The organism is Occallatibacter sp. (genome assembly GCF_049802275.1).
Lineage (GTDB): Bacteria > Acidobacteriota > Terriglobia > Terriglobales > Acidobacteriaceae > Telmatobacter.
Map to the genome: position 1 here is coordinate 1 of NZ_JBARMD010000383.1, position 3573 is coordinate 3573.

General features: G+C 60.6%; 2 protein-coding genes. One reads left to right on the forward strand and one right to left on the reverse strand.

Annotated elements, in window-relative coordinates; all coding sequences use genetic code 11:
* A partial coding sequence (locus WA354_RS13515) for a protein kinase domain-containing protein (protein ID WP_472813539.1) occupies positions 1-2208 on the forward strand: 2208 nt, incomplete at its 5' end.
* 60 nt (positions 2209-2268) lie between these two features.
* Here WA354_RS13515 and mnmE read toward each other — a convergent pair.
* Positions 2269-3573 (reverse strand): tRNA uridine-5-carboxymethylaminomethyl(34) synthesis GTPase MnmE (mnmE, locus tag WA354_RS13520; RefSeq protein WP_472813540.1); only part of this gene is annotated, 1305 nt, incomplete at its 5' end.

Below are 3573 nucleotides of genomic sequence, written 5' to 3' on the forward strand. Positions count from 1 at the left end.
CGCGACACCCGCCTTGAACGGAATGTCGCCATCAAGGTCATTCCTGCAAGGATTTCCAGCCCTGTACTTGAGGCGGCTCTGCTGCGCGAGGCGCAGTTGACCTCATCGCTCAGTCATCCCGGCATCGTCACGATTTACGACATTCTCTTCCACGGCGGAACCACCTGCATCGTGATGGAATTTGTTCAGGGACAACCGCTTCAGGAATTGATTCCGGAAGGTGGTCTGGCCATCGACCGCGCTCTTTCCATGGCGAGTCTCATTGGCAACGCGGTCGCCGCGGCTCATGCGGCAGGTGTGGTCCACCGCGATTTGAAGCCCGCCAATATTCTTGTCCGCGATGACGGACAGATAAGAATCCTCGACTTTGGACTTGCCAAGGTTTCACGCCCATTCTCTCCCGACGCTGCTACGCAAGCCATGAGTATCTTCGGTGGACTCACCGTGGGCACCATGGGCTACATGGCGCCGGAGCAGGCCCGTGGCGAAGACGTGGATGAACGCGCGGATATCTTCTCATTTGGAGTGATTCTTTATCAGCTGCTCACCGGCAGGCTGCCCTTCCGCGGCACAAATGCAGTGGCTCTGCTGCACGCGATGCAGTCAGGCGATCCGGACCCGATGCGCGACACGAGACCGGAGATTCCCGCACCACTCGAATCAGTTGCGCGTCGCGCTCTGGCAAAGACAGCAGCCGCTCGATACCAGACGATCCGGGTGATGCTGACGGATTTGAACGCCGCATCTGGCACCTCCAAGTTCGCCCCCATGTTCGCCTCCGCGCCGACTGAAGCCGCAGATGCGCATACGATTGCGGTTTTGCCTTTGATCAATATCAGCCCCGACCCGGAGAACGAGTACATCTGCGACGGGCTCGCCGAGGAACTAATCAACGGTCTCACGCAGATCACAGGTCTGCGCGTTGTCTCGCGGAGTTCTTCGTTCCAGTGCAAGGGAACCACCCCGGACGTGCGAGAGATTGGGCGTCGCCTTGGGGCCAACCTTCTGGTGCATGGCAGCCTGCGCCGCTCCGGAAGCAGCCTTCGTCTGACGATGCAGTTGAGCCAGACCAGCGAAGGGTATCAGATCTGGTCGCAACGCTTCGATTCGCAATTAACAGATCTATTTGCCTTGCAGGATGAATTGACCGCCGCGGTGCTGGAAAAGCTGCGCGCACAATTGGGAGCAAGATTTCCCGGACTCGAAGCTGAAAGGAAGATGCCCTCTGCGGAAGCCTACGATCTCTATCTCCAGGGGAGATTCGCCTTCAATCAGGAAACGCCTGAGGAATTCAAGCGTGCTCTCGATCTGTTCCTCCGCGCAGCCGCCGCCGATCCCGCATTCGCTCCGGCCTTGATCGGAATTGCCGAGACCCACATGCGGCTTGACTGGTACGGTCTCGAACCGGCCTCTGAAGCCGTGCCGGCCGTTCGATCTGCCCTGACCTCCGCATTGCGGCTGCAACCTGACTCCGTCGCCGGCCTTTGCGCTCTCGCTATCACGCAAGCGGGCTGGGATTGGGATTGGACCGCCGCCGGCCATACCTTCAATCGCGCCATAGCAGCTGGAGCCGGCCTTGCTTCCGTACACTTCCATTACGGCCTGGACTTCCTTACCCCGCGCGGCCGCCTCGAAGAAGCTTTGCGCGAGCTTCGCCAGGCTCTCCGTCTTGACCCTCTGTCTCCCATTGTGCACACCGCGGTCGGGGGCTGTCTTTACAGAATGCGGCGATGGGATGAGGCTGCGGAGACTCTGCGCGCGACTCTTCACGCAAACCCTGAGTTCGGGCATGCGCTGTGGTCGCTCGGTCGCGTACTCCTTGAGCAGGGCCTTTCAGAAGAAGCCCTCACCTGCTTCCAGCACGCATGGCAAGTGATGGGAGAGATTCCCGCCGGACTGGCTGAGATTGGCTACTGCCATGCGCGCATGGGCCACCGCGATCTGGCTCTCGCAACGCTCCACCAGTTGCAGCAACTCAGGCAGGAGGGTTGGGTTTCGCCACTCAACTCAGCTCTGGTCCACGTTGGCCTCGAAGATCACGATGCCGCCATGAGCTGCCTCGAAGAATCTTTTGAGAAGCGAATTCGCCAGCTGGTTTGGATCAACGTCGATCCACGTTATGAGGCCTTGCATGGTACCCCTGCCTTTGAGCAGCTCATCGCTCGCCTGGGCCTGGCGCCACACCGCGCAATAGCCGCCGCGGGATGAAGACCGGCCTTTCCAGCTCAGACGCTGACCCTGACTTTCGCCATTCGAGTGGAAGCCGCTCTATTTTCCGATGCAGAAGGTGGAAAAGATTAGATTCAGGACGTCGTCGGGAGTGGTTTGACCGGTTAGGGAATCGAGCGCCCATAACGCACGATACAAATCGAGCAGGATCATTTCATGGGGGATGCCGGCCTCGCTGGCGCGAGCCGCATCGTTGAGAGCGGCCTGGGCCGTGACGATTGCCTGTTGCTGTCGCAGATTGGTCAGAGGGCCGGGTTCCGACGCTGCTCCACCGGTGGCTAGTTCTACAATCTTCTGTCGCAGACTTGCAATGCCGTCGCCAGTCAGAGCCGAGGTAGGCACGTAGGGGACATCCAATTCTTCAGCAGCAGATTCATCTGCCTGAAGCACGTCTCCGTTTTTGGGATCGTCGGCCAAGTCGCTCTTGTTGATGGCGACAAGCGCCGCGCGGCCATGCACGGCAGCCAGCAAGCCGCGTTCCTCCTGGTTCAGCGGCTGGGTTGCATCCAGCACGATTACTACGATCGCGGCATCGGCGAGTGCCTCGCGGCTGCGCGCAATTCCAAGCTGCTCCACTTCTTCAAACGTCTCGCGCAGTCCAGCGGTATCGACAAGTTCCAGCGGAATGCCATCGAGGGAAATCCGCTCGGTTACCAGGTCGCGCGTGGTGCCCGGCGTCGCCGTGACAATGGCACGGTCGCGCTCGACGAGGCGATTGAAGAGTGAGCTCTTGCCGGCGTTGGGTCGGCCGACGATGGCGAGCGTGAGTCCATCATGCACAATACGGCCACGGGCAAACGAGGCTTCCAGCGCGACCAGGGATGGAGTAAGCTCCGCAATGCGTCGGCCAATCTCGGCCTTCGGCGCTACATCCACATCATCTTCAGCGAAGTCGATGCCGGCCTCGAGCAGGGCAATCAGTTCCAGGAGCGAATGCTTGGTGGGGGCAACGCGCCGGCTAAGCGCTCCACCCATCTGGCTTGCGGCCTGGCGCGCCTGGGTGAGTGTCTGCGCTTCGATCAGATCGCGCACCGCTTCCGCCTGCGTGAGATCGACCTTGCCGGAGAGGAATGCACGCTCAGTGAATTCGCCCGGCTCGGCCAGTCTCGCGCCGAGGGCAAGGGCACGTCGCAGCAGGAAGTCGAGAACCACCGGAGAACCATGCGCTGCAATCTCCACGAGCTCATCGCCGGTATACGAATGAGGTGCGGCGAACCATGTGACCATCGCCTCGTCGATGCGGGCTTCATTCGAAGGGTCTTCATCGAGCACCTCGGCCAGTCGGGCCCGTGCGTGTTCCAGTGGCTGACTCAGGCGCAGAAGTTGAGCGGCAATGGACGCAGC